At 54.9% G+C, this 24,168-nt stretch carries 25 protein-coding genes and 1 tRNA gene; 15 read left to right on the forward strand and 11 right to left on the reverse strand.

Translation table 11 applies throughout. The features are described 5' to 3' along the window. Positions 1-23: 23 nt before the first annotated feature. The 6 genes from ABJL60_RS14340 (at position 24) to ABJL60_RS14365 (ending at position 4,633) form a co-directional block, all read left to right on the forward strand. Entirely contained in the window at positions 24-1,034 is a 1,011-nt protein-coding gene (locus ABJL60_RS14340) for a glycosyltransferase (protein WP_348376034.1), read from the forward strand. Then, positions 1,031-1,615 (forward strand): histidine phosphatase family protein, encoded by a 585-nt coding sequence (locus ABJL60_RS14345; protein ID WP_348289704.1) that lies wholly within the window; start codon positions 1,031-1,033, stop codon positions 1,613-1,615. The genes ABJL60_RS14340 and ABJL60_RS14345 overlap by 4 nt, the downstream gene beginning before the upstream one ends. Next, positions 1,612-2,748: a glycosyltransferase gene (locus ABJL60_RS14350; RefSeq protein ID WP_348376035.1), complete on the forward strand. Its 1,137-nt coding sequence runs from the start codon at positions 1,612-1,614 to the stop codon at positions 2,746-2,748. The genes ABJL60_RS14345 and ABJL60_RS14350 overlap by 4 nt, the downstream gene beginning before the upstream one ends. Next, positions 2,745-3,485, forward strand: coding sequence for a polysaccharide deacetylase family protein (locus ABJL60_RS14355; protein WP_348376036.1), 741 nt, complete (start codon positions 2,745-2,747; stop codon positions 3,483-3,485). Before ABJL60_RS14350 ends, ABJL60_RS14355 begins: the two co-directional genes overlap by 4 nt. Further along, positions 3,482-3,982 carry a class I SAM-dependent methyltransferase gene (locus tag ABJL60_RS14360; RefSeq protein WP_348376037.1) on the forward strand — a complete coding sequence of 167 codons (501 nt, stop codon included), beginning with the start codon at positions 3,482-3,484 and terminating at the stop codon, positions 3,980-3,982. Before ABJL60_RS14355 ends, ABJL60_RS14360 begins: the two co-directional genes overlap by 4 nt. Positions 3,983-4,075: 93 nt before the next feature. Beyond that, complete coding sequence (locus ABJL60_RS14365) at positions 4,076-4,633, forward strand: PA14 domain-containing protein (protein WP_348376038.1); 558 nt, start codon at positions 4,076-4,078, stop codon at positions 4,631-4,633. 57 nt (positions 4,634-4,690) lie between these two features. On the opposite strand, the gene ABJL60_RS14370 is transcribed toward ABJL60_RS14365, so the two are convergent. Beyond that, on the reverse strand, positions 4,691-4,876 hold the full coding sequence (locus ABJL60_RS14370) for a CTP synthetase (RefSeq protein ID WP_348376039.1): 186 nt from the start codon (positions 4,874-4,876) through the stop codon (positions 4,691-4,693). A gap of 317 nt (positions 4,877-5,193) precedes the next feature. Here ABJL60_RS14370 and ABJL60_RS14375 point away from each other — a divergent pair, with 317 nt between their 5' ends. Together ABJL60_RS14375 and ABJL60_RS14380 are read left to right on the forward strand one after the other, a co-directional pair. Beyond that, entirely contained in the window at positions 5,194-5,700 is a 507-nt protein-coding gene (locus ABJL60_RS14375) for a hypothetical protein (RefSeq protein ID WP_348376040.1), read from the forward strand. Beyond that, positions 5,700-6,368 (forward strand): hypothetical protein, encoded by a 669-nt coding sequence (locus ABJL60_RS14380; protein ID WP_348376041.1) that lies wholly within the window; start codon positions 5,700-5,702, stop codon positions 6,366-6,368. The genes ABJL60_RS14375 and ABJL60_RS14380 overlap by 1 nt, the downstream gene beginning before the upstream one ends. 26 nt (positions 6,369-6,394) lie before the next feature. Here ABJL60_RS14380 and lepA read toward each other — a convergent pair whose 3' ends face one another. Next, entirely contained in the window at positions 6,395-8,191 is a 1,797-nt protein-coding gene (lepA, locus tag ABJL60_RS14385; protein ID WP_348376042.1) for a translation elongation factor 4, read from the reverse strand. A 260-nt stretch (positions 8,192-8,451) separates the two neighbouring features. On the opposite strand from lepA, the gene ABJL60_RS14390 reads away from it, so the two are divergent. Together ABJL60_RS14390 and ABJL60_RS14395 are read left to right on the forward strand one after the other, a co-directional pair. Then, positions 8,452-9,756: a hypothetical protein gene (locus tag ABJL60_RS14390; RefSeq protein WP_348376043.1), complete on the forward strand. Its 1,305-nt coding sequence runs from the start codon at positions 8,452-8,454 to the stop codon at positions 9,754-9,756. 224 nt (positions 9,757-9,980) lie between these two features. Beyond that, positions 9,981-10,358, forward strand: a complete 378-nt coding sequence (locus ABJL60_RS14395; RefSeq protein WP_348376044.1) for a hypothetical protein — start codon at positions 9,981-9,983, stop codon at positions 10,356-10,358. A gap of 21 nt (positions 10,359-10,379) precedes the next feature. On the opposite strand, the gene ABJL60_RS14400 is transcribed toward ABJL60_RS14395, so the two are convergent. The 5 genes from ABJL60_RS14400 to hisD all read right to left on the reverse strand — a co-directional run bounded on the left by ABJL60_RS14400 (position 10,380) and on the right by hisD (position 13,730). Then, positions 10,380-10,970, reverse strand: a complete 591-nt coding sequence (locus ABJL60_RS14400) for a GNAT family N-acetyltransferase (protein ID WP_348289731.1) — start codon at positions 10,968-10,970, stop codon at positions 10,380-10,382. Then, on the reverse strand, positions 10,967-11,356 hold the full coding sequence (locus ABJL60_RS14405) for a ketosteroid isomerase-related protein (protein ID WP_348376045.1): 390 nt from the start codon (positions 11,354-11,356) through the stop codon (positions 10,967-10,969). Before ABJL60_RS14405 ends, ABJL60_RS14400 begins: the two co-directional genes overlap by 4 nt. Continuing rightward, positions 11,347-11,808 carry a low molecular weight phosphatase family protein gene (locus ABJL60_RS14410; protein WP_348289737.1) on the reverse strand — a complete coding sequence of 154 codons (462 nt, stop codon included), beginning with the start codon at positions 11,806-11,808 and terminating at the stop codon, positions 11,347-11,349. Before ABJL60_RS14410 ends, ABJL60_RS14405 begins: the two co-directional genes overlap by 10 nt. Further along, positions 11,809-12,288, reverse strand: a complete 480-nt coding sequence (locus ABJL60_RS14415) for a UPF0262 family protein (protein WP_108827097.1) — start codon at positions 12,286-12,288, stop codon at positions 11,809-11,811. A 140-nt stretch (positions 12,289-12,428) separates the two neighbouring features. After that, on the reverse strand, positions 12,429-13,730 hold the full coding sequence (gene hisD, locus ABJL60_RS14420) for a histidinol dehydrogenase (RefSeq protein WP_348289741.1): 1,302 nt from the start codon (positions 13,728-13,730) through the stop codon (positions 12,429-12,431). Between the two features lie 280 nt (positions 13,731-14,010). Here hisD and ABJL60_RS14425 point away from each other — a divergent pair, with 280 nt between their 5' ends. Together ABJL60_RS14425 and ABJL60_RS14430 are read left to right on the forward strand one after the other, a co-directional pair. Next, positions 14,011-15,423, forward strand: coding sequence for a calcium-binding protein (locus ABJL60_RS14425; protein ID WP_348376046.1), 1,413 nt, complete (start codon positions 14,011-14,013; stop codon positions 15,421-15,423). A gap of 252 nt (positions 15,424-15,675) precedes the next feature. Beyond that, positions 15,676-17,283, forward strand: a complete 1,608-nt coding sequence (locus tag ABJL60_RS14430; RefSeq protein ID WP_348376047.1) for a calcium-binding protein — start codon at positions 15,676-15,678, stop codon at positions 17,281-17,283. Positions 17,284-17,378: 95 nt separating this feature from the next. Here the strand turns inward: ABJL60_RS14430 and ABJL60_RS14435 are convergent, their stop codons facing one another. From ABJL60_RS14435 to ABJL60_RS14445, 3 genes are read right to left on the reverse strand one after another with little or no spacing between them, the layout of a single operon-like run. Continuing rightward, on the reverse strand, positions 17,379-17,840 hold the full coding sequence (locus ABJL60_RS14435; RefSeq protein ID WP_108827093.1) for a DUF2948 family protein: 462 nt from the start codon (positions 17,838-17,840) through the stop codon (positions 17,379-17,381). Beyond that, the gene (murA, locus tag ABJL60_RS14440; RefSeq protein WP_348289752.1) at positions 17,840-19,108 is read right to left on the reverse strand and encodes a UDP-N-acetylglucosamine 1-carboxyvinyltransferase; all 1,269 of its coding nucleotides are present in this window, start codon (positions 19,106-19,108) and stop codon (positions 17,840-17,842) included. Before murA ends, ABJL60_RS14435 begins: the two co-directional genes overlap by 1 nt. Beyond that, positions 19,109-19,264, reverse strand: coding sequence for a hypothetical protein (locus tag ABJL60_RS14445; protein WP_181364391.1), 156 nt, complete (start codon positions 19,262-19,264; stop codon positions 19,109-19,111). Between the two features lie 84 nt (positions 19,265-19,348). Here ABJL60_RS14445 and ABJL60_RS14450 point away from each other — a divergent pair. Beyond that, positions 19,349-19,423 (forward strand) — tRNA-Thr (locus ABJL60_RS14450). A 53-nt stretch (positions 19,424-19,476) separates the two neighbouring features. Here the strand turns inward: ABJL60_RS14450 and ABJL60_RS14455 are convergent. After that, positions 19,477-21,462: a S9 family peptidase gene (locus ABJL60_RS14455; RefSeq protein ID WP_348376048.1), complete on the reverse strand. Its 1,986-nt coding sequence runs from the start codon at positions 21,460-21,462 to the stop codon at positions 19,477-19,479. Between the two features lie 258 nt (positions 21,463-21,720). Here ABJL60_RS14455 and ABJL60_RS14460 point away from each other — a divergent pair, with 258 nt between their 5' ends. Both ABJL60_RS14460 and ABJL60_RS14465 read left to right on the forward strand, forming a co-directional pair. Next, positions 21,721-23,340, forward strand: a complete 1,620-nt coding sequence (locus tag ABJL60_RS14460) for a GMC family oxidoreductase N-terminal domain-containing protein (RefSeq protein ID WP_348376049.1) — start codon at positions 21,721-21,723, stop codon at positions 23,338-23,340. 161 nt (positions 23,341-23,501) lie between these two features. Then, positions 23,502-24,113, forward strand: a complete 612-nt coding sequence (locus ABJL60_RS14465) for a TetR/AcrR family transcriptional regulator (RefSeq protein ID WP_348376050.1) — start codon at positions 23,502-23,504, stop codon at positions 24,111-24,113. The last annotated feature ends 55 nt before the right edge of the window (positions 24,114-24,168 follow it).

Raw genomic sequence — 24,168 nt, forward strand, 5'->3', positions numbered from 1 at the left:
GCGTGCCTTCCGGGGATCGCACCATGGCAAGGGCCCTTATGGACGCGCTGAAAGACGGGGGCGCAGAGGTGTATTTAGCCTCTGAATTTCGCAGCCTCGAAAAGACAGGGTCGCGACAGCTTCAAACAGGTATGATTGAGCAAGCCCATCAACAGGCTGCTGGTATAGTTCAGAAATTCCAAGACGCCAAACTGACCGCATGGGTCACATACCACAATTACTACAAAGCCCCTGATCTGATCGGCCCCGCCGTCAGCGCCGCATTGGGCATTCCCTATTTGATCATTGAAGCCACCCGAGCCCGTAAACGTCTGGACGGGGAATGGGCCACGTTTGCCGCACGATCAGAAGCCGCCTGCGACGCGGCACAGGTGATTTTCTATCTCACCGACCGTGACAATGAAGCGTTGGAACGTGATGCACCGGATGCACAAACCCTGATCCACTTGCGCCCATTTCTGAACCGCAGCACCCTACCCGCTTCTTCGTCCCAAGACGGCTCGATGCTAAGTGTTGGAATGATGCGCGAAGGCGACAAGCTGGCGTCCTACCTACTGATCGCGGACACTTTGGCTGTGTTGCGTCATCGGGACTGGCGCCTTGATATTATCGGTGACGGAGATGCACGGCACAGAGTGGAAAACATGATGGCCCGGTTCGGGCAAAACGTCCGGTTTCTGGGCCGGCAAGACGCAAAAGAAGTGGCCGCAGCATACAGCCACGCGAAATTGCTGTTCTGGCCCGGCGTCAACGAGGCCTTCGGCATGACCTATCTGGAAGCCCAAGCCGCCGGTGTCCCCGTTGTGGCACAGGATCGTCCCGGCGTTCGGGACGTGGTTTTGACACATGGCCCTGCGCCCCGCCAAGGCCCCAGACCGATGGCGCAACGCATTCAAGACTTGCTGGACAACAATCAGCAAGCAGCAAACGAAGGCGTTGAAGCCCGCAATTTCATTCAACGTCGCCACCTGCGCCCCGCTGCAACACAGACCCTGCTTAAAGGCCTGTCCGCGGCCATTGAGGCGGCTGCATGATCCGTTTGGGCCTTTTGCGCCACGGCCACACCGCATGGAACCGCGCAGGCCGCATCCAAGGGCGCACTGACATTCCGTTGGATGCCGACGCATCCGCAGCCCTTTCGAGACTGCGTCTGCCAGACGGTTGGGAGCAGGCTGATTTATGGTCTAGCCCGCTGCGCCGTGCCGTAGAAACAGCCCAGCTGGTCGCATCACATACGCCCCGAACATCCCCCGCGCTTACCGAAATGAATTGGGGTGATTGGGAAGGAAAACACGGCAAAGACCTACACGCCGATCCTGCCAGCGGTTTTCGGGATATGGAACACTGGGGTTGGGATTTCACACCTCCAAACGGCGAGGCCTTGTCATCCTTACGGACCCGTACGGTCACTTGGGCGACAGGCCTGCAAGACGATGCGGTGGCTGTATGCCATATCGGTGTGATGCGGGTTCTCATGGCACATGCGTGCGGTTATGATTTTGTTGGAACGCCTCCGTTTCAGGTGAAACGCAACCGCTTGTTTTGCATCGAAATCAACCAAGACGGCTGGACTTTGAAGCCTGACTCCATCCGCCTGATTGAAGACGCATCATGAAGCTTATGATCATTGTGACGCATCTGTTGGGATCGGGACATCTAAGCCGCGCGCTGACCCTGGGCCGGTGTTTCGCGCAAAAAGGTCACGCGGTGCGCATACTGTCAGGCGGGATGCCTGCCCCACATCTGGACACCACCGGTGTGCAATTTCTGCAAATGCCGCCGTTACGGTCGGACGGCACCAATTTCACGGACCTGTTGGACGACAGAGGCACTGCAGCAAACCCCGATTACATGTCGAGCAGACGGGATATGTTGGTGGACGCTTTGCGCACAGACCCGTCAGACGTCATCATAACAGAGCTGTTCCCCTTTGGCCGCCGCAGCCTGAAAGATGAATTTCAGCACCTGCTCGACGCAGCCCACAGCCTGTCCCCCAAGCCTTTGGTGTTCGCCTCAATCCGCGACATCCTTGCGCCCCCTTCCAAACCCCGCAAAGCCGAATTCGCCGCTGAGGTGTTGGACAGGTTCTACGACGGCGTCTTGGTGCATTCAGACCCTGAGATAACGCCGCTTGGCATCAGTTGGCCTGTCACGGACGCTTTGGAACAGCGCCTGTCATACACCGGGTTCGTGGCGCCCACACCACCGAACGATCATCCAGATGCGCTTGGGCAAGGCGAAATACTTGTCAGCGCCGGGGGCGGCAGCGTGGGGGATGGTATTTTCGAAACCTGCATCAAGGCTGCAATTTTGCGACCGGACTTAAAGTGGCGTATTCTTGTGGGGGGCAGCGATGCCGATGCGCGCATAAAAGCCTTCAAGGCAACCGCACCAACGAACGTCATTTTGAACGCGGCACGTCCTGATTTTCGCCAGATGCTGCGCCACGCAACGGCTTCTGTTTCAATGTGCGGTTACAACACTGCCCTGGACGTTTTGCAGACCCAAGTACCTGCCGTCTTCATCCCCTTCGATGCCGGTGGCGAAGTCGAACAAACCCTACGCGCTAAGGCCTTGGCGGCACTTCCCGGCATACAGGTTGTGTTGTCCGATGCGTTAACGCCGAACGCGTTGATCGCCGCGCTGGATTCAGTTTCGAAGGATCACACAATCGAAACACCACGATTTGGGTTTGATGGTGCACGGCGCACCGTTCAAATTGTCGAACAAAAACTGGCCGCACGATGATTGACTGGGCCCCTCTGCGATCAGCCTTGGCGCGATGCCGTCAATCTAAAACACCTCTGCCCGTTTGGTGGCGCGACGATGATGCAATTGCGCCGACGCCGCAGTTGGACCAGCTGCACACGCTTTCGGTGCGATTGGATGTGCCGGTGCATCTAGCGGTCATCCCGGCCCACGCAAAAGACACATTGGCTGAATACATGGTAAGCCGGCCAAACCTGCGCCCCTTGGTGCATGGGTGGGCGCATCAGAACCACGCAGAAGCCGGAATGAAAAAATCAGAATTTCCGCACAATGATGCAGCGTCTCAAAGCCGCGCATCGGAAGGGTTTAAGACGCTGACGAATGTGTTCGGCTCAGATCTTTTGCCCGTGTTTGTGCCCCCTTGGAACAGAATGGACACAGGGCTGTCTCAGCATCTGAAAGCGGCAGGCTATCACGCCGTGTCTGCCTTTGGGCCACGCAAACCGCAGTCCGGTATCTTGCACATCAACACCCATATCGACCCCATCTTCTGGCGGAGCACACGGGGGTTGGTGCCACCCGAACAGCTGATTGCGCAGACGGTTGAACGGATTGAGGCACGACGAAACGGCACCGAAGACGCCGCGGAACCTTTAGGATATTTGACGCATCATCTGGTGCATGATCCGGACATTTGGGCGTTCTCTTATGCGTTCCTGAACGAATTATTGGATGGTGGCGCAACACCCGCACACCTTGGAAAGGACTTGGCATGAGCCGTTTGGAATCATTTCGACGCAGGCTGAATGCACAGATCGATGGCATCAACTGGGCCATTGAAAATATCGGCGGGACTGGGGGCGAAAATACAGGCGCCATCCAAGGGGACATCCTTGAAATGGGGCTTGGGAACGGGCGCACCTACGATCACCTGCGCGAATATGCAAACCGGCGCATCTGGGTGATCGACCGTGTGCTGCAATGCCACCCCTCTTGTGTGCCGCCCAAGGCCGATTTTCTGCAAGGGGAAGCCGATGACATGCTTGTGCAAATGGCGCAGCGCGGCACACAAGTCGCGTTCACGCACTATGAGTTCGGGATCGGCGTCAACGATGTTGACAGCGCCGAAGCCACGCGGTTGGCTCCTTTGATCAAGGCTGTCATGGCGCCGCAGGGCTTGGTGGTGTCGCAGCAAAAGATGCCGGGAATGACACAAATAGACGGGCCGCCCACCGTTGATCCCGACCGGTACTTTTTCTACCGGAACGCGTGATTGCGGCAGGTCCCTTGCCCTGTTTGACGAGACGCGGTTAAGCTGGCGTCAAGACGGCCCAAAAACGAGGCCGATCAACAGGGGAAGACATCAATGAAAACCATTCTATCCGCTTGTCTTGCAAGCGCTTTTCTGGCGACAGCGGCCTTTGCAGGGCCCCTTAAACTGACACCCGCCAGCCCGCAACCCAGCAGCGTTAAACCCGGCCTATCGGTGAAATATGCCTATCCAGGCGACGTCAAAACGTTATCCCAAGCCCGCAAGGCGCTGAAAAAGGGCACAGCGGGCACCCCATTGTCGGGGCTGGATTACATGGACACAAACGATGGCGACAAGACCCTGACGTCCAAACGCGCGCACCATGTGGCAGCGGGCATTTCAGGCTACGTCAAATTCGACGCGCCTGGCACGTACACCATCGATTTCCTCAGCAACGACGGGCTTGAAGTGTCCATCGGCGGCAAGCAGGTCGTCGACTTTGACGGACGCCACCCCTGTGAAGAATCCAAACCCGCGCAGGTGCAAATCCCGTCTGCCGGTTGGTACGATCTGAAGGCGACGTATTTCCAACGCGTGGGCACCGCCTGCCTGCACATGCGGGCGGGTCAGGGTGCGCCGGACTGGATGCCAAACTCGGCCTTCGGGCACTAAGCCTAACAACACATTGTAACGGAAGGGGCGGGGCGAAAGCTGCGCCCCTTTTGCGTTTCAGCTTTGGGAGGTCAACGCCTTGACGATCATAGCGCTGACGGGAGAGGCGATGAGAAAGCCTATGGCCGCCGCGATCAGGATCGGGATGAGGGTGCCATACCCCATGGTGAGCGCCGCAATCACGCCGCTGCCTGCAAGTGTTGAGCCGATGAAAAGGTGAAGGATGAGGGTTAGTCTGAACATGGTCTGTTGCCGCGCGTTTTGGTGCGCAGGGGTAGGGTAGAGGATTTGGGTGTGGGGGCTTTGGTCTGGGTCAGATACTTGGGTTTATTTTTCAAACTACTTTTAGTTGAAATTTTCTGTAGTCAAACAGTCACCCGCAGTAAGAATCAGTCTAAGAAATCGGCCGCTTCACTGACTAAGTCCATACCATGAGTTAAGGTAAGATTAATTTTTACGAGATATGTTTGAGAAACTCTTAGGAAAATGCTAGCTATGAGTGATTCAGGCAATCGACTCAAGCAACTACGAACTTGGGCGGCAGAAAATTGAGGCCAAAAATGAGTAGGTTTGTCGCCTACATATTTATGTTGTGCGCCTTTCTGGCGCCTGCTGCTGTTCTCTTCTATGAGTTTAGCAACAATTATATCTATGCGTCAGACGCACTTATTCGGTTTTTAGTTTCAAGCGCTGCTTGGTTTAAGGCCGATTTTGCTCTCGTAGGCGAAGTTACACCAGCGATTGCTGCGATATTTGTGGCGAAGAATGCACCAAAAGAACTCTCTAAGCCGCTTATGACAGTAAGCTTGGCTGTTTGTGTTTTGGGGTACGCTCTATATTTATTTCTTGGTTTCCACATTGAAGACCAACCCGTCTTTTTTGAAAGATCCATGTTAGATTGGATTGAGGCATCTATTGAAGGCCATGTGGACCGCAATGACTTTGAAGGATCTGTGGAACAAGTAGGGTCTGTTTTTTCAAGCGTTAGAATTTTCTATTTGGTAGTTGCTTGTTCAATAATTGGCTTTCAACTAAACGTCGCTGGCTCTGAGAAGGAGCAAAAGTAATGAACTGCTCCAGTTTCTTAGTAGGATTAATCTGTCTTTTTTTAAGTGCAGCCAGCGTCAATGCAAATCGCTTAAATTTCTCCGACAACAGCGGCTACGGGAACTTTGTCGTTGTCTGGATTGATCAGAGCGGACAGGAACGCCTTTTGCAGAACTATGAAGGAGACTTTTCTATTTCTTTAGAAGACTTTAGCGTTGGCGAGAGAGTCAGTTTTGGAGTTAAATTCTTTCTTCCAAACGCCGCTGGTTCAGAGAATTTTGAGGTTCAAAAAGCGAGCTTGATGCAAGTTGGCGTCGAACTGGTCATAACTGAAAGCCTTAAAAAAGGCTTCACAATTCCTGTATTCTACTTCGACTGCATTGGAAGATGCGGGTTTGATCAAATCGACCCTATCCAAAAGAACATCCCGGACCGCCTTTTTGAGCAGTATTTTAAGTCTGCACTGATGGCAGAGCACTACTATTTGCGCCTTGGCACTACCGACTCGCCAGCGTTCAGAAGGTCCGTGCAATTGTGGCGAGACTCTTCATACTTGATTGGTAGTCGGAAATTCGACTGGTGGCGAATGACCAGTGAAATAATGATAGCTTCACAAACCGCTTTTGCTGATTTCCCCGAACGTGAAGCAGTGACAAATGACTATCACAGGAAACTTGAAAAGCAGTGATTCAATAGCATTGTAAGGAAAGACGTTCAGCCATCCATCTTCAGTGCTGAGATAAACGCTTCTTGCGGGATATCTACCTTACCAAACTGCCGCATCTTCTTCTTACCCGCCTTCTGCTTATCCAGCAGCTTGCGCTTCCGCGTAGCATCCCCGCCATAGCATTTGGCCGTCACGTCTTTGCGCATCGCGGACAACGTCTCACGCGCAATCACCTTGCCGCCAATCGCCGCTTGGATCGGGATTTTGAACATATGGCGGGGGATCAGGTCTTTGAGCTTTTCGACCATCGCACGGCCCCGCGTCTCGGCACGGTCACGGTGCACCATCATGGACAGGGCGTCGACGGGTTCGTCGTTCACCAGCACCGACATCTTAACAAGGTTATCAGTTTGGTAGCCCGTCATCTGATAGTCAAAGGACGCATAGCCTTTGGTCACGGATTTCAGACGGTCGTAGAAATCAAACACCACTTCATTCAGGGGCAAATCATAAACCGTCATCGCGCGTGAACCCGCATAGGTCAGGTCCATCTGCACGCCGCGCCGTTCCTGACACAGTTTTAGCACGTCACCCAGATATTCGTCAGGCACAAGGATGGTCGCTTTGATGCGCGGCTCTTCCAGATGGTCGACAAGCGTCAGGTCGGGCATGTCGGCGGGATTGTGCAGTTCCACCATCTCGCCGTCGCGCAAGTACACATGGTACACCACGGAGGGCGCTGTCGTGATCAGTTCGATGTCATATTCGCGCTCGATCCGGTCGCGGATCACCTCAAGGTGCAAAAGCCCCAAGAACCCGCAGCGAAAGCCGAAGCCCAGCGCGGCGGACGTTTCCATTTCAAAGCTGAACGACGCATCGTTCAGCGCAAGCTTGTCGATGGCGTCGCGCATGTCTTCAAACTGCGACGAATCCACGGGGAACAGTCCACAGAACACCACGGGCTGCGCAGGCTGGAAGCCGGGCAAAGGCTCAACCGTTTTGCGTTCGTGGGTGATTGTGTCGCCGACCCGCGTGTCGCGCACCTGCTTGATAGAGGCCGTCAGAAACCCGATCTCGCCCGGTCCAAGGCTGTCGATCATCTCCATCTTTGGGCGGAACACACCGATGCGGTCCACGTGGTGCGTGGTGCCGTTCGAGATGAATTTGACCTTCTCGCCCTTTTTCAAACGTCCGTCGATGACACGGATCAGAACGATCACGCCAAGGTAGCTATCGTACCACGAATCCACCAGCATCGCCTTGAGGTCCGCGTTCTCGTCCCCCTTGGGGGCGGGCAGTTCGTTCACAATGGCTTCGAGTGTTTCGGTGATCCCAACGCCGGTTTTCGCCGACACCTGGATCGCACCGGAAGCGTCGATGCCGATCACATCCTCGATCTGTTCCGCCACGCGGTCACAGTCGGCCGCCGGCAGGTCGATCTTGTTCAGGACGGGGACAATATCGTGGTCCGCGTCGATGGCCTGATAGACGTTGGCCAGCGTTTGCGCCTCGACGCCTTGCGTGCTGTCCACCACCAGCAACGATCCCTCAACCGCGCGCATGGACCGCGAGACCTCATAGGCGAAATCGACGTGGCCCGGGGTGTCGATCAGGTTCAGCACATAGTCTTCGCCGTTTTGCGCAGTGTAGTCGATGCGCACGGTGTTGGCTTTGATGGTGATGCCGCGTTCGCGTTCGATGTCCATGCTGTCAAGCAGCTGGGCCTGCATGTCGCGATCCTTCACCGTGCCCGTCTCTTGGATGAGCCGGTCAGCAAGGGTGGATTTCCCGTGGTCGATGTGGGCCACGATCGAGAAATTGCGGATATGTGAGAGTGGTGTCATGCTAGAGGTCTTAGCGGGTTTTGGGGGGTGGTCAATGGGCATCCGCGGAACTGAACACTGAACACAAATTAAGGCATCAGTTCGTCGACAGAAAAAACACTATCCTCGCATTCAGGCATGCAATGAGAGTCCTGCCCTTTCTCTTTAGAAGTACAACGGGTTTAGAAGATTCTACCAAGCTCAACGTGTTGAGGGTTCTCAACTCAATCTATGTCCAATCGACAGTTGCAGATGACATCGATAAATTCAGAATAGGCGCTATGAACACCACGGCATGTGAAGATCTAGAAGATCTCATTGACGCGGAAAGGAACAACTGGGCAAAAATTCTGGCATCAGACCAAACCGATGATGATGAAAGCGGCATCCCGTCCAGCATCATGGGTGGCATTTCAGGCGGCATTGCCGGAGGCGTCACAAGCGGAACCACTGTTCGCATTCCAAGTCAATTGCATAACCCTACAATGACCCGCATAGACACATCGGCAATTGAGGCCGCTATAAATGCCAATACTTTCACGATATCAAACCATACCTCAGAAACACCCACAGCTGTGGAAACAGAATTCTTTGGAGTAGACGACGTCAACAATGCCGAAAAAGGCAGCCTCCAAACTTTGCATTTTTCAGATTCGCTGTGGCAACATTCAACCGATCAGGCCCCAGTTAGCGGATTGACAGAACAAGTAGAACATTTGCTCAGTCTAATCGACGATCCGATTTGGAGGTTTTGGAGCACTTGGTACAAAGGCTTCCTAAACGGCAAACCTTTGGATGGCCAATTGCTTTCGGAAATAACTTGGATAGATGACGCAATCTGGAACGCAGGCCCCGAAGCCGTCGCCGCCGAAATCGAGCGTATTCAACGCCGACTAAAAACTCAGACTGGTCCACGCCTTCAAAGAGATCAAAACAACAGATGGGAAATAGAACCAGATGTCACAGTACCTGAAGAACCCTTGGCCTTTGCAATCGCGCAAGTTGAAGTCAGTTTAACCGCAGCGTTGTCCGGCAATCCAAACAACGGCTTCACCAAAAACTCTCCAGAAACAGTTCTTATACGCAGCGCTTTTAGAGATTATCGCGATATGCCCAGTGTTGTTGCGTCATCTTTTTGGAATGCTTGTATGAGTTTGCAACGCAACATTGGGGATGTTTACCCCGAAGACGCGTCGCTATTGGTGCTCAAAAACGTCCTGTACACATCTGTGGACGAAATTTGCACGCAAGATGATTTGATCCGAGAACGCATTGGGAAGTTGGCCGCTTTGGAAACCCGGCGCTATCCGACTGCCCAAGAACGAGAAGACCTTTCTTTGGTGCCAGAAGACGTCAAAGCGGAAATGACCCAACCTGCTTTGGATATGTTGAAAAGCGATATTGAGATCGTTGTTTCAACTGAAAAGCCGCCGCGTGTTATTCGGGCACGACTGGTCAATTGGTTGACGACCATTGGGGGCGGAATTGACAAGGCACAGAAAAATGAAAAGCGTGCAAGTTGGTTATTAAAACTGAGCACGCGAATAGCTGACTGGTTCTTTGATGTGGATGGAGACGCTAGATAATACACAAGAACAACCCCCGGCCCTGGGTGGGGGTGAAGCCCCCTCCCGTGGGGAGGGTCGGGGGCTGTTCGGGCTACGCCCAAACAAGGCTCGGAAACCAACCCCGTAAGGTGCGTCTTGACGCACCACCCCTTCGTGAATTGCACCCTTCCCCACTTTGCGCCATACTTCGCCCAAAGCAGAGCAGAGCGGCGCAAACAGCCGCCTCAATCGGGTACAGGCATATGACACGCATCTTGGCGGCATTCTCCATTCTAACCTTCATCGCGGCTTGTGGTGGCGGCACGCAGTACTCCAGCAGCAATGCCGCGGGCGGGCGCAGTTCCTACACGACACCCACCCCTGCTGTTCTTTTTGCCAGCGGCCCTATCGCACAGGCGTGCCGTGCAGGCGGGCGCAAGCAGGCCAGTCGAGCGCGGTGCGGATGTGTGCAAGCGGTGGCAAATCAGTCATTGTCCGCATCCGACCAACGCAAAGGTGCTGCATTTTTCAACAATCCGCAAAGTGCGCAAGACACGCGACAGTCGGACAATGCAGCCAACGAACGGTTCTGGAAACGCTGGAAAGCCTTTGGCAATGATGCCGCGCGTTTGTGCGGCTAAGGCTGACACGATCTGAATGCTTCAAGCATCAAGATGTCGCATCCAAATTTGTAGTTTCTTTTGCGTCTGCAGCGCATCGCCAACATCGCGCCATGCGAATGTGGCTTTGACTCCAGGCAATTGAGCATACCCGCGCCCCGCCCAAAAACTGCTTAAATCGCGGGGTGTTGCGGGTCGGGACGGGTGCGTGACAGGACGGTCTACTGCACAAAAACAGATGTTTTCAAACCCAAGGTCGGCTGCAAACTTTTCGCGACGATCAAAAAATCGGTGCCCGATCCCCTGCCCCCGATAGCTGGGCATCAGCACGCTTTCCGCGCAGTAAAATGTAGCATCCACATCAACGTCTGTGCCCTCGAAGGCCGCAGCAAAATCATCGGCGTGTTCGCCAAGTGGTGCCCCTGTCGCAGCTCCGACCATCCAGTCGCCATCAAACGCCCCAACCACAACAGCGCGGTTGGTGTTGCGGTACATTTGAAGATATTGCCGTTCGTACGCCAGATCACCATCGTACAGATACGGCCAATCGCGAAAAACCGCGATGCGCAAAGCCGCCAGATCGTCCAATTGGTTCTCAAGATCCTCGTGTGGCACCACACGAACATCAATCATGTAACCTGCGCCGTCCAGTCAGCCAAATTGTAATAGGTGGTGACGCGGGCAATTTTGCCGTCGCGCACGTCAAAGAAAGATCCGGCTGGCAGCCTATAGCTTTGACCATGTGCTTCAGGCAGCCCAGCATCCGTTTTAAGATACGTTCCGTTGACTATGTATTCGGCGCAAGCACGCGATTGATCATCGTTGGACATCACCACCATATCCGTCAGCTGTTCTGCATAGCTGTCGTTCATATGTACGCAAAACGCCTCAAACAGCGCCTTTCCTTGCCGAACGCGCCCCTCATTGACGTGATGCGCCACATCATCGCAAAGCTCGGCCAACATTCCAGCCACGTCACCGGCATTGAAAGCCGCAAAATATCGTTTGATCACATCCATCCGTTGCCCTGCCCCCATTTCGCTTGCAGTTTGCCCACAATTTGATCTCGGGCTTGGCGGTAACTGTCCAGCTTCGCGTCGCGGCCTTCGCCCAGGCCCGTAGGGTCCAGAATGGGCCAATATTCGACCTCAAGATGGAAAAAGCGCGTCAGCTCCAATGCCCGGCGCTGGCTGGCCGGGCTGAGGGCAATCACAAGATCGAATGAACTTAGATCGTCACCCCAGTTTTCCATCTCGTCGAAACTGCGCGACCGGTGACGCGACAATTCCACGTTCAGCTCCTGGCATACGGCAATCGAAAACCCGTCGATCTCCATGTCGCCTTTCACGCCAGCGGATTGCACGTAAGTGTCCGTGCCATAAAGCTTCTTCATAATCCCCTCTGCCATGGGGGACCTCACCGCGTTGTGGTCGCAGCAAAACAGCACGGATTGGGGCAGATCGTCCGCCATTCAGCCTCCGAAGTGTAGAACGCAGATCAACGTAAACAGACGGCGCGCTGTATCTGTGTCAATCTCGGCTTTGCCTTCAAGGCGTTCCTGCAGGACCCGACTGCCTTCGTTGTGAATGCCCCGCCGCGCCATATCGATCGTCTCTATCTGGCTGGGCGGCATTGTTTTCACCGCATCAAAATAGCTTTCGCAGATTTGGAAATAGTCTTTCACCACCTGCCGGAATGGTCCCAACGACAAATGGAACTCTGCCGCTTTTTCGGCGTGTTCCGTGTTCACATCGAACACAAGCCGTTTATCACGGATCGAAAGCCCCACATGATACGGTCCATCCGGTACGGGGCGCTCTTCGCGTTTGGGCAACACAAACGTGTTGTCTTCCAGCAAATCGAACACAGCCACTTTGCGCTCTTGCTCGATCTCGGGCGTGGGCGGTGGCAGGTTCGCGTCGTCAAGAGCGATGTGTGAAATACGGGTCATAGGCACAAGTCCGAAGAGAGAAGTATGCCGTACCTCTAGCCCAGATCAACCCTGCTTCACAACTGTGCCGCACCGTAAAAGCGGCCAACGCAAAAATGACACCCCAAGACATTCGGCAATTGGCGCCCAGCGCGTGTTGATTACCGGTTAAGGGCTTGCAGCCGCGCAGTGACCGACAACCCATGCGCCTCAAGGCTTTCCGACGTCGCCAGCGCCTCTGCCCCCGGCCCAATCGCCCGCAACGCATCCGGTGTCATTTGCGCCAACGTGGTGCGTTTGACAAAATCCATCACCGACAACCCAGAAGAGAACCGCGCAGAGCGTGCCGTGGGCAAAACGTGATTGGGCCCGCCGATGTAATCCCCGATGGCTTCAGGCGTCCACTGCCCCAAGAAAATCGCACCGGCGTGGGTGATCTTTTCGCTCAGCGCATTCGGATCGCCCACACATAGCTCAAGGTGTTCGGGAGCTATGCGATCGGACAAGGCAGCGGCAACATCCAGATCCGGAACAGTGATCACCGCCCCGAAATCCCGCCAGCTTGCGCCGGCGATGGCCCGGCGTTCCAACGTCTCAAGCCGCTTGTCCACGGCCTGTGCAACCGCTTCGCCAAAAGCGGCGTCTGTGGTGATCAGCAAGGATTGCGCACTTTCGTCGTGTTCCGCCTGGCTTAGCAAATCAAGGGCGATCCAATCGGGATCGTTGTTCGCATCGGCAATCACAAGGATTTCTGACGGCCCTGCAATCATGTCGATGCCAACCTTGCCAAACACACGACGCTTGGCTGCGGCGACGAAAGCATTGCCCGGGCCCGTAATCTTGTCGACGGCGGCAATTGTGTCTGTGCCATACGCCAATGCTGCAATCGCCTGGGCGCCCCCGATCCGGTAGATTTCATCCACCCCGGACAGTTTTGCCGCCAGCAAGACAGCAGGATTCAGGATACCATCCGGCGTCGGCACCGTGATGGCCAAGCGCCCCACGCCCGCGACCTTGGCGGGGATCGCATTCATCAGAACAGATGACGGGTAGCTTGCCAATCCGCCCGGCACATACAGCCCTGCGGCGGACACAGGCGTCCAACGCCACCCCAAAGTGGCACCGGCGGCATCGGTCCATTGCTGATCCTCGGGAAGTTGTTTGGCATGGTAGGCTGTGATGCGATCCGCGGCCAGTTCCAGTGCCGCGCGCACATCAGGCGCGACTTTTGCAGCCTCCGCTTCAATCTCTGCGTCCATGATGCGCAAACGATCTGTGGTCAGTTCAAGGCGGTCAAACTTTGCTGTCAGCTCCAACACCGCAGCATCACCGCGCGCCCGTACATCCGCAATAATGTCGGCCACAATGGCATCCACATCGGGACTGTCTTCGCGCTTTGCATTGAGCAGAGTTGTAAAGGCGGCCTCAAAATCGGGGTCTGTGGTATTAAGGAAAACAGGCATGGTGGCTCCGGTCTTTGCGTTGCTGACGACATAGCGCTGCGGCGCCATAGGGGAAAGAGGGGATATGTCGCATGGAACGCCTACAACCATAGCGGTGCGCTCCGTCTGACGATGTATGATAGCGCATCAGATTTGCGCCAACGCATCACCTGATAAGCAATTGTTTTTCAACCATTAAGTGAAACCCATGCTCAAAACGCAGGATTTGCTGGTTTTGGAAGAATTAACCTGCATAGGTGTCTTTTTAATACCTTATTAACTTATGGAAGCATTCTGAAAAATGACCACGATTGCATTAACCGGCATTTCCACCACCTATTCCTTTGACCCAAGCACTGGCCAACCCATTAACGAAGAAATTGGCACAGCCACCTTGACCACAATTGTCAGCCAAGACCAAACCTTTGAGTTTTCAGCGGTGGGCCTTGGACTTGTAAACGCGACTGGCAGCTTGTTCAAAACAACCCTATCCGGTCTGAACGGTCAAATTGTTGATTCGTCGGATCCGTTTTCCATTGACCCGAGTTTGGAATCAAAAGCAGACCTTTTTGTCATGAGATGGGAAGAGGACGGCGTACAGAAATCCGCAGTCATGGTAGATTTTAGCACACGCGTCGCCCTACCTGCCGGGAGTGCGCCTGCGGCCCCGACCCCCACAGGCTCAAGTCAATTGTTTGTTCTGGGTGGTGATGCACTGCCTGCCTTTGCCGATGTGGCGGCTTACACGCTGTGGGCAGAGTCAGCGGAGAAGGACTATGCAGGCCTGCTTGCCACGCCATTCATCCCCGGCACACCGTTTGATTTACGCGATATTCCGGGTGCAAGCATATCCGAAGACGACGTCATTTCAGGGCTAATTCTGCCAGGATACATCATTGTGGGTGACGGCAACGACTTCGTCGATGGAGAGTTTTCCGAAGAAATTTCAATTATCGGCGGCGCTGGCAATGACACGTTGGAAGGCGGCAGGTTCGAAGACTTCCTGATGGGCAATGCCGACCATGATCGCCTTGTCGGCCGAGGTGGCGACGACACTATGCTGGGCGGCACCGGCAATGACACGATGAACGGCAATGTCGGAGACGACGAAATGTTCGGCGGCAGTGGCAATGACCGGATGCGTGGCGGGGCTGGCGAAGACAGCCTGTTCGGCAACAGTGGCGACGATACAATCGACGGCGGACGCAACCACGACACTGTGGATGGTGGCGGCGGCAACGATCTGCTGGCCGGGGATCATGGCAACGATGTGATGTTTGGGCAGTCTGGCAATGATACAATGGCCGGCGGCGAAGGCCGCGACACGTTAAATGGCGGTGCGGGCGATGATGTCCTGACCGGTGATGCGGGTCGCGACCGGCTTGTGGGCAACAGCGGCGACGACACTTTGATTGGCGGCGTGGACAACGATGTGCTGCGCGGCGGCGCCGGGGCGGATGTCTTTGTGTTCGGGTTTGGTCACGATCAGGATCGCATCGTCGACTTCACGGACAACGTGGATCGGCTGGACATCACAAGCGGTCGGTATGCAACCGTGTCAGAAATGCTGGACGATGCAACCGAAATTGATGGGGACGTGCTGTTGTTAACAACCGGCACCAGCCTGGGCAGCAACGCAGACTGGGTGTTGATCGAAAATATCACCATTGCGCAGCTTACAGATGACATCGACCTGACATCAAATTTGTTCTGACCCCACGCCTCCGCAAATTTTGGACGGCAAACATACAATCGGGGTGCTCTCGCTGCGCACCCCGAATATCTGAAAATCTACGTTGGCTCTTACGCAAGGCGTTATCAACGCTTACAACATTGCGCATGTTTTCCTGCAAACCTCCCGCACTGGTTGAGGTTTGTGGATGAGGTGGGTTTTTACTTGTTTCAGAAGGCAGGCCGCCTGTACCATATTTCCAGAAATTTTAAGTAATCAAAGGGAATTAGCGTTATGACAACAACCACATTCACCGGCTTCTCGTTCACCTATATTGACAATGGACCGGACGATGACACCATCACGGGGATTGGCGCGGGAAGCTTACAAATAACAACAAGCGACGACTACCAAGCCAGCTACACATACACAGCGGACTTGTTTGACGATGAAACCGTCGACATCGGGATCGGCGCAGGCGCACTCTACAACGCGGTTTTGAATGGGTTGGGCGGCCCCCAAGACATTAGCACAGGTGAGGGGATAAACTTCGATCTGGAAGCTGAAATGCTTAACGCTGCTTGGTCCCTTGGCGGCATGTCTGGCACGTCCCAGTTGTTGGTCATTGATGGCTACAACAGCTCCACAAACACAGGCACGACCTACGTGTTCCAAATTGGGGGGGATACCCTTCCAACCGCATCCAGCGTTTCAGAGCTTGAGCTGTTTATCGACACCACCAATTTTGGACCAATTACCACCGGACCGCTTACCCCAGGCACAAACATAGACCCGACAACCTTGGACAACACGACGACCGCCGAGAGGGACAAGGTCACAGGCACACCACTTGATGACAACATCAATTCAGGGGCCGGCAACGACACCGTGAACGGCGGCGACGGCAACGATACGGTGCAAGGCGGCGGTGGCAATGACCGCCTGAACGGCAACATCGGCGACGATCTGTTGAACGGCGGCAACCAGAACGACCGTCTGGATGGTGGGTTCGACAACGACACCCTGAACGGTGGCAACAACAACGACACGCTGATCGGCGGCAACGGCAATGACCGCCTAAACGGCAACCGCGACAATGACTTGCTGAATGGCGGCAATGGCAACGACACCATGGACGGCGGGTTCAACAATGACACGCTGAACGGTGGCAACAACAACGACAGGCTGTTGGGCAATTCGGGCGCGGACCGCTTGAACGGCAACAAAGGCAACGACTTGCTGAACGGCGGCAATGGCAATGACACCATGGACGGCGGGTTCGACAACGATACGCTGAATGGTGGCAACAACAACGACCTGTTGTTGGGCAACGCCGGCAGCGACCGTTTGAACGGCAACAAGGGCAACGACACGCTCAATGGCGGCAACGGAAATGACACTCTGGACGGTGGCTTCAACAACGACACGCTCAATGGCGGCAACAACAATGACCTGCTAAAAGGCAATTCCGGCAACGACCGCGTTAATGGCAACAAAGGCGACGACACTTTGGATGGCGGCACGGGCAACGACCGCCTGGACGGTGGCTTTGGCGGCGATGTGGTTGACGGGGGCGCAGGAGAAGACACGCTTCTTGGCAACACGGGCGAAGATTTGCTGGACGGTGGCACAGGCGACGACATTCTAACCGGCGGCGCGGATGCGGATGAATTCGCCTTTGCGACGGGTTACGGCAATGACACGATCACCGACTTTTCGATCGACGATTTTGAGAACGTGCGCCTGGACGCCAACATGTTCAACAACATCGATACGGTTCTGTCAGAGGCCCAACAGATCGGAGATGATGTTGTTCTGGACTTTGGCAACGGCGACTCCCTGACATTCGAAGACCTGTCTTTGATAGAACTGGAAAGCACGTTCTTCTCACCCGGGGCATAATCTTGTTCCCGAAAATAGGAAAAGGCCCCGATTGTTTCGGGGCCTTTTTTGTAAGCGATATGCCGAAAATCCAGATTTCACCCTAAAGCGAACTGTTACTCGGGATGGGACGGTGCCCTCTTGGACGGCGCGATGTAGGGCTTGGTCACATCCTTCAGACGCGCCTCGATGGTTTCGACAGACAGGCGCACAGCACCGTCGCCCGCCAGCGTAATTTCAATCAGGCCCGCGCCGTCTTCGCCTGCCTCAAAAGCGACCGCCAGAACCGACAGGATCATGTCCTTGTCGCTGCGATCCACCCCTTGGCTGGACACATTCAAAACGCCTTCAAAACTCAGCATGGATTGCACACGTTCTTTGCTTTGTGTGCCATTTTCCCAGCGAAAACGGTTTAAAAGCATAGCAAAACGCCGGTCTCGGGCGCGGTATGTCATTTCGGTGATCGGAAGAACGGCGTCCTGCACAAGTGCCGACATCACCTTCAGATCATCTGCATCCATAGCCCCAAGGTTCAACGGCGCCTCGCGCCCGTCTTCAAAGCGCGCATCATCTACCATCAGTCTTTGACCCGTTCGATTTTGGCGCCAACCCCTTCCAGCTTGCGCACCACATGTTCATACCCCCGATCAAGGTGGTAAACGCGGCTGACCTTTGTTTCGCCTTCCGCTGCAAGACCCGCAAGGATCAAGGAAACAGACGCCCGCAGGTCCGTCGCCATCACTGGCGCACCTTTCAGCTTTTTCACACCTGTGACCGTCGCCGTACCACCGGAAACGTCGATTTCAGCCCCCATACGGATCAATTCAGGTGCGTGCATAAAGCGGTTTTCAAAGATTTTTTCTTCCAGAACGGATGTTCCGTTGGCGGTGCACAACAGCGCCATCATTTGCGCCTGCAAATCCGTTGGAAAGCCCGGGAACGGTTCGGTTGTCACGTCCACTGCTTTGATCTCGTCGCCACGGCGCTTCACCATCAGACCTTTGTCCGTTTCGGTCACGTCGATCCCTGCCGCATCCAGCTTTTCGCAGAACGCCCCGACAAGCGACAGCTTGCCGCCAAGCAATTCGACCTCGCCGCCGCAAATCGCAGGCGCCAGCATGTAGGTGCCCAGTTCGATCCGGTCTGTGACAACAGGATGTGTTGCCCCGTTCAAGCGGTCGACGCCTTGGATGGTAATGCTTGAGGTGCCGTCGCCTTCGATCTGCGCACCCATTTTGCGCAGGCAATCCGCAAGGTCGACGATTTCAGGTTCGCGGGCAGCGTTGTTGATGACGGTCGTGCCTTTGGCCAGCGTCGCCGCCATCATGATGTTTTCGGTGGCCCCGACTGAGGCGAACGGGAAGTCGATGACCGCGCCTTTAAGGCGTCCGCCAGCCGCTTTGGCGTGCAAATACCCGTCGCGCAGTTCGATGTCCGCGCCCATCAGGGTCAGGCCGTCGGTGTGAATGTCCATAGGGCGCGCGCCAATTGCACAGCCGCCTGGCAAGGACACTTCAGCCACGCCTTCACGCGCCAAAAGCGGCCCAAGCACAAGGTTCGACGCCCGCATCTTGCGCACAATGTCATATTCCGCGCGGGTGTTGATGGTGCCATGGCACGACATCGCTTGCACTTGGCCTTCCTGCATCGAGGTGATCTCGGCCCCCAGCGATTGGAGCAATTCAGTCATGGTTTTGATATCGGACAAACGCGGTGCGTTGGTCAGCGTCAGCGGCTCTTCGCTGAGCAGAGTTGCAGGCATAAGGGTCAGGCAGGCGTTTTTGGCCCCCGCAATCGGGATTTGCCCGTTTAGCGGTCCACCGCCCTGCACAACTATCGAATCCATTTACGTGTCCTTCGCCTGTTTGTCTTTTGCATCATCGGTGCGCGCGCGGGCTTGTGCCTTGCGTCGTCCCATATTGGCTTTCAACGCGGCCTTTAGCCGATCTTCGCGGATCTGAGCCTGCGTTTTGCCTTTGTTGGATGCTGTTTTCTCTGCCATGGGACGTGTCTAACGCAGGTCTTGGGCCGGGTCCAGAATAGGGTTGCACGATTGTGGTTTTGACGCTACTCAGCCGCTCACGGCGCTGCTGTAGCTCAGAGGTAGAGCACTCCCTTGGTAAGGGAGAGGTCGAGAGTTCGATTCTCTCCAGCAGCACCATGAAATTCCGGTAGCTTTGGCTATGTCATAGGCTTGCGCAGTTTTTCGACGATTCAATCCCACAAAACATGTGCGCCCAGCACAGCATAATCAAACCCGTCGGCCCGACCACCCAGATGTTTGGCCAAAAAACGTTCCATTCGGCGGTAGGCGATGATGCGGGTTTTCCATCCCCAGCTGTTAAACTGATGGCCCGCCCCCTCTAGCAACATGTAGTCGACATCTTTCCCTTCCGCGGTCAGTGCGTCGACCATGCGATCTGCCTGATCCTGAATGACACGCACATCATTTGATCCTTGAATGATCAAAAGAGGCGCCTGCACAGCCGCCGCATGATACAAAGGCGACCGGTCTTTGATCTCTGCCAGCATTTCGGGATCAGATGGATCACCAATGTATTTTTGGTACCAGTCGGGCCAACCTTGCCAATACGCGGGCACCTCTTGCAGCATCGTCGATATATCCGAGATACCGTTGATGTCTATTCCAGCTGCGAACAGCTCAGGGCTTTGGGTCACGGCTGTCAGAACCTTTAACCCCCCGAAGCTTCCCCCTAAAACGGCGACTTTATCGGGATCGGCAAACCCCTGGTCCACAGCCCACGCACGGGCATCCACGATATCGTAGTGCATTTTCCGACTGACTTCCCCAACTGCGGCCTCTCGGAAATTTCGTCCAAACCCACCGCTGCCGCGATAGTTCACGTCAAGCACGACATACCCCCGGTTTGCCAACCAACTGTGCAAACTGCTGAAGCCCCAAGCGCTGCGCGCCACAGGGCCGCCATGTATCAAAACCACCATAGGCGCCGGTCCCACCGCCCCTTTGGGACGTGTCATCGTTGCATGAATGGTTAACCCGTCACGGGCGCTGAAAGTAACGGGTTCCATCTTGGACAAGTGATCCGCTTGCGCCGCAATCGGGGGCACCGCGATTGTCTCGACGGAATTGTCACTTTGGTTGACCAGATACTTGGTCCAGCCTTTTGTTGTGTGCTCTGTTTCGATGATCATTTTCGACATGTCATTCGTGGTCGATACCCGGTGACGCGCCGTCTCAGCGTCATGCGGCACTGCGTTCAAAGCGGCTTCGTAGTCGGGATCAAAGAACTTCCGATGCTGAAAATCAGGATAAGATACAGCACTGAGGGCTGCGCCCGTAACAGGATGTAATTCGACCCAAGCCGTATCGACGGCATCATCGTCAAACATCACATTTTCCGTTTGCGATTGTGTGTCAAATGTCACCACAGCCGACTTGTCCCGCCCCATCGTCGAAAGAGCCAAGAGGTTTCCATCCTCGTCCGGTTGGCTGAGAACCCGAAACCAGTCTTCCATGCCGCCTTGCGCGATTTCATTCCAAGTTCCGTCTGGTTGTCGCAACTCTGTGCGCCAGTCGTCCTGAGATTTATGGACGGTTCGGGCATATACATCGCCTTGACGATCCACGCTCCAATGCACGCCAATTTCGGAGATGAGATCAAGCGCGGTGGTCTTGCCTGTTTCAAGGTTCAAACGATAAAGATCAAACTTTCTGGCATCGCGTTGATTGTTCCCGATCAAAATCTCCGATCCGGCTTCTGCGGGAACAGAATGAATCCAGCTTTTGACGTTTTTCCCAAAATCATAACTGCGGGGTTCCGCATCTTTCCGGGTCACATCAATCGAGACAATGACGTCGTTTTCCCATCCGTCGCGGTTGGCTTGGTATAGCAAATAGCGCCCGTCGGCAGACCAGCTGTACCAGCGCACCTCGTCCTTGGTGTTGAAAACATCGGCCTCTTCGCCACCGAGTGGACGCACCCAAAGCGCTGGCCGAAAACCCTTGGTTGCCAACCAGGCGATGTATTTGCCATCTGGCGAAAGCCGGTAGCGCCATTTCGAGTCCGTGTTCGCGTAGAAATGGCGCAAAGCGACAAGTTTCGGCAGGTCGGCCTGCAGCGCCTGATGCGTGGCAGCAATAGGCCGAAAAATATAAAGGATGGTGATGGCAGCAATAGCCAAAATTCCAAGGCCTATGAACGCGGCTTTCTTAAACATGCTTCAATCCATCTGATCTTGTTGCGGCCCGTCGCGCTTTGTGACGAAAAGATACAAGTGCCGCAAAACAGGTATGGTCATTGATAACTTGCGCCGCGCCTTGCGACAACCATGACGCGCAGTTCCAGCAAGGGGGGCCATCCGCAGGTGGTTTCCGGTGGGGTGATCAAGACGACGCAACGTCAGGACAAAAAGCTGATCAGATGTCCAGAAAATATGTTCAGATAAATTCAACGCACATTGGTTTGGGAGGGTCGGATGGAATTTGATTTTGTAATTGTTGGGGGTGGCTCTGCAGGGGCGACAATCGCCTCTCGGCTCAGCGAAGATCCACATACCAACGTGTGTCTGCTCGAAGCAGGTGGCAGCGGCAAAGACATCTTTATCCGCATGCCCATCGCTGTGGTCGCAATGTTGCCCGGCCGCCCGAAGATCAACAATTGGGCGTTTCACACTGTTCCGCAACCCGGTCTGAACGGGCGCAAGGGGTATCAGCCGCGCGGAAAGGCCCTGGGCGGATCAAGCGCGATCAACGCAATGCTATACGTCCGCGGCCAAAAGGAAGACTACGACAGCTGGGCAGACTTGGGGAACGACGGTTGGGGCTGGAATGATGTTCTACCCTATTTCCGAAAGGCCGAAAACAACGTGCGCGGTGCAGATGATGCACACGGCGACAACGGCCCTTTGCAGGTGTCTGATCAAAAGGCACCGCGCCCCATTTCGCAGGCTTTCATCGAGGCCAGCAACCAGATGCAGCTGCGGTCCAAGCCCGACTTTAACGATGGCGACAACGAAGGTGTGGGCATGTGGCAAACCACGTTGTTCCATTCCCTCGACAAAAACGGCGAACGCTGTTCGGCGGCGGCGGCCTATTTGCATCCCGTTATGGACGACCGGCCCAACCTGACTGTCATCACCAAAGCACATGCCACCAAAGTCATCTTTGAAGGCAAACGTGCGGTCGGCGTGGCGTACCGGCACGGCAAACAGGACAAGGAAGTGCGCGCCGCAAAGGAAGTGGTTTTATGTGGCGGTGCGTTCCAGTCGCCGCAACTTTTGATGCTATCCGGTGTTGGTGATCCAAAGACCATCACCCGGCATGGTATCGAAATGATCCATGACTTGCCCGGCGTCGGACAGAACCTGCAAGATCACCTTGATTTTACCATGGCCTACACGACCAAAGACACCGACAACGTCGGGATTGGCCTGCGGGCGGGTGCGAAGCTGATCGGAGAGATTTTCAAATGGCGCAAGCACGGCAATTCAATGGCTGCGTCCACCATCACCGAATGTGGCAGCTTTTTCAAAAGCGACCCTTCCGTTGAACGCGCTAACCTGCAAACGCATTTTGTGATTTCCATCGTCGACGATCACGCACGCAAACTGCATCTGGGGCATGGGTATTCCTGTCACATCTGCAACCTTCGCCCCTATTCCCGCGGTGAGGTTTTCTTGCAAAGCAGCGATCCCATGGCGGCCCCCGGCATTGATCCCAAATTTCTGTCAGATGACCGCGATCTCGACATCATGATCAAAGGCGCCAAACAGACGCGCGCTACGCTGGAGGCGCCGGCATTGGCGAAATACAAACACAAAGAACTGTTCGGAGTGCATGACAAAATGACGGATGCCGAATGGGAAGAGGTCATTCGCAATAGATCCGACACCGTCTACCACCCGGTTGGCACCTGCAAAATGGGCCACGATGATATGGCTGTGGTCAGTTCTGACCTGAAAGTGCACGGTCTGGAAGGGCTGCGTGTTGCCGATGCGTCCATCATGCCGTTGCTGGTCTCTGGCAACACCAACGCACCCACCATAATGATTGGCGAAAAATGCGCCGACATGATCAAATCCGAATACGCCGCATGAATTGCATCAGTAGAAAAATCAGCGAACAAAACAAACAGGAAGCCTGATTATGGATAACGGGTGCTTGCGAATTGTCAAAGGCGACGCTGATGGGGGGCAAGGTTGTGCCGGGCCGAAAAAGTGCCGCAGACATCAAATTTGAAACTTAAGACATCGCCACCATGAACAAGTTGCCAGCAAAGTTGAAAACGCGCGCAGACCGCAAAACGGCGAAACGTGACGTCAAGAAACGCCAGATCGCGGATAGCGCGATCTCGGCGCTTAAAGAGCTGGGCTATGCAAATACGACCTTGCGCGACATAGCGGCAAAAAGTGCGCTGTCGCTGGGCATGCTACACTACTATTTTGCAGATCGCGCAGAGCTTATCATCTATTGCGTCGAAATCTACAAAGAGGACTTCGTTCACAAGGTCGCAAAAGCTTTGGAAGCGGCACAAGGCAGGGATCAGGTCATAGAAGCCTTCACCGAAGCTCTTGTCGCTTCGATCTTTGACGACGCGATGACCCACAGGCTTTGGTATGATATCCGCACCCAAGCCATGTTCGATACGTCGTTCCGTCCTGTCGTTGCAACAATCGAACAGGCTTTGATCGGGCTGCTGCGCACAGCATTCGAAAAAGCGGACCACCCTGCACCACTGCAAATCGAAATTCACTATGCGCTTCTTGACGGTGTGTTTCGTCATATCATGCAAGGACAATTCGAAGAACACCCACGCACCCGCGCCGAACTTTCCGAAGTTTTCAGGGGCCTGTTGAACCAATTCATGTAAAATACCCAAGCGGGTTTGCCCGTGTGGCTGACCCCAACCAAACGAAGGGCAAAGG

This window comes from Ascidiaceihabitans sp. (assembly GCF_039986515.1).
Lineage (GTDB): Bacteria > Pseudomonadota > Alphaproteobacteria > Rhodobacterales > Rhodobacteraceae > Ascidiaceihabitans.

Bases quoted from the DNA above. Each gene is read 5' to 3' on its own strand.
- ABJL60_RS14425 (WP_348376046.1), top strand. From the start codon at position 14,011: ATGACCACGATTGCATTAACCGGCATTTCCACCACCTATTCCTTTGAC.
- ABJL60_RS14400 (WP_348289731.1), bottom strand. From the start codon at position 10,970: ATGATTGATGTTCGTGTGGTGCCACACGAGGATCTTGAGAACCAATTG.
- ABJL60_RS14410 (WP_348289737.1), bottom strand. From the start codon at position 11,808: ATGGCGGACGATCTGCCCCAATCCGTGCTGTTTTGCTGCGACCACAAC.
- lepA (WP_348376042.1), bottom strand. From the start codon at position 8,191: ATGACACCACTCTCACATATCCGCAATTTCTCGATCGTGGCCCACATC.
- ABJL60_RS14370 (WP_348376039.1), bottom strand. From the start codon at position 4,876: ATGTTCAGACTAACCCTCATCCTTCACCTTTTCATCGGCTCAACACTT.
- ABJL60_RS14375 (WP_348376040.1), top strand. From the start codon at position 5,194: ATGAGTAGGTTTGTCGCCTACATATTTATGTTGTGCGCCTTTCTGGCG.
- ABJL60_RS14465 (WP_348376050.1), top strand. From the start codon at position 23,502: ATGAACAAGTTGCCAGCAAAGTTGAAAACGCGCGCAGACCGCAAAACG.
- ABJL60_RS14365 (WP_348376038.1), top strand. From the start codon at position 4,076: ATGAAAACCATTCTATCCGCTTGTCTTGCAAGCGCTTTTCTGGCGACA.
- ABJL60_RS14350 (WP_348376035.1), top strand. From the start codon at position 1,612: ATGAAGCTTATGATCATTGTGACGCATCTGTTGGGATCGGGACATCTA.
- ABJL60_RS14430 (WP_348376047.1), top strand. From the start codon at position 15,676: ATGACAACAACCACATTCACCGGCTTCTCGTTCACCTATATTGACAAT.
- ABJL60_RS14405 (WP_348376045.1), bottom strand. From the start codon at position 11,356: ATGGATGTGATCAAACGATATTTTGCGGCTTTCAATGCCGGTGACGTG.
- ABJL60_RS14360 (WP_348376037.1), top strand. From the start codon at position 3,482: ATGAGCCGTTTGGAATCATTTCGACGCAGGCTGAATGCACAGATCGAT.
- ABJL60_RS14340 (WP_348376034.1), top strand. From the start codon at position 24: ATGGCAAGGGCCCTTATGGACGCGCTGAAAGACGGGGGCGCAGAGGTG.
- ABJL60_RS14445 (WP_181364391.1), bottom strand. From the start codon at position 19,264: ATGGCAGAGAAAACAGCATCCAACAAAGGCAAAACGCAGGCTCAGATC.
- ABJL60_RS14460 (WP_348376049.1), top strand. From the start codon at position 21,721: ATGGAATTTGATTTTGTAATTGTTGGGGGTGGCTCTGCAGGGGCGACA.
- ABJL60_RS14415 (WP_108827097.1), bottom strand. From the start codon at position 12,288: ATGACCCGTATTTCACACATCGCTCTTGACGACGCGAACCTGCCACCG.
- ABJL60_RS14355 (WP_348376036.1), top strand. From the start codon at position 2,745: ATGATTGACTGGGCCCCTCTGCGATCAGCCTTGGCGCGATGCCGTCAA.
- ABJL60_RS14390 (WP_348376043.1), top strand. From the start codon at position 8,452: ATGAACACCACGGCATGTGAAGATCTAGAAGATCTCATTGACGCGGAA.
- ABJL60_RS14435 (WP_108827093.1), bottom strand. From the start codon at position 17,840: ATGGTAGATGATGCGCGCTTTGAAGACGGGCGCGAGGCGCCGTTGAAC.
- hisD (WP_348289741.1), bottom strand. From the start codon at position 13,730: ATGCCTGTTTTCCTTAATACCACAGACCCCGATTTTGAGGCCGCCTTT.
- ABJL60_RS14345 (WP_348289704.1), top strand. From the start codon at position 1,031: ATGATCCGTTTGGGCCTTTTGCGCCACGGCCACACCGCATGGAACCGC.
- ABJL60_RS14455 (WP_348376048.1), bottom strand. From the start codon at position 21,462: ATGTTTAAGAAAGCCGCGTTCATAGGCCTTGGAATTTTGGCTATTGCT.
- ABJL60_RS14395 (WP_348376044.1), top strand. From the start codon at position 9,981: ATGACACGCATCTTGGCGGCATTCTCCATTCTAACCTTCATCGCGGCT.
- murA (WP_348289752.1), bottom strand. From the start codon at position 19,108: ATGGATTCGATAGTTGTGCAGGGCGGTGGACCGCTAAACGGGCAAATC.
- ABJL60_RS14380 (WP_348376041.1), top strand. From the start codon at position 5,700: ATGAACTGCTCCAGTTTCTTAGTAGGATTAATCTGTCTTTTTTTAAGT.